This is a genomic window from Buttiauxella brennerae ATCC 51605 (genome assembly GCF_001654925.1).
Lineage (GTDB): Bacteria > Pseudomonadota > Gammaproteobacteria > Enterobacterales > Enterobacteriaceae > Buttiauxella > Buttiauxella brennerae.
Genome location: NZ_LXER01000076.1, coordinates 1 through 349, shown reverse-complemented (window position 1 = coordinate 349; position 349 = coordinate 1). Strand labels below are relative to the sequence as shown.

At 30.4% G+C, this 349-nt stretch carries 1 pseudogene; it reads left to right on the top strand.

Annotation, left to right across the window (positions count from 1 at the left end):
- Nucleotides 1-348 (top strand): annotated as a pseudogene (locus M975_RS23165) (FRG domain-containing protein); the annotation flags it as partial.
- Between the last annotated feature and the right edge of the window lies 1 nt (nt 349).

Below are 349 nucleotides of genomic sequence, written 5' to 3'. Positions count from 1 at the left end.
GGACGATTGCTTCATTTTATAAAAGAAGATAAAGCTTATTTCCTTCATAAAATAATTCCTAATGATCTAAAAAATATTGTTTGTGTTAAAGGTAAGAAAAGCAATGGCAGAATTGTTTCTCAATCTGGCTCATTTCTGCTTTTTGGTACAGAGATGATTATGCCAGACTTTGGAACTCCAGAGATCATGATTGAACGGATAATTATTAGTCATGATGACAAAGAAACAATACTTGAGGATCTCGATAAAATGAATATAAATGAAAGTACAGTTTACCCTTATATAGAAAATTCGGCGAAATATATAAAAAGAAAATATGAGAGAAAACTTGATGAGGAACAGGAATGAT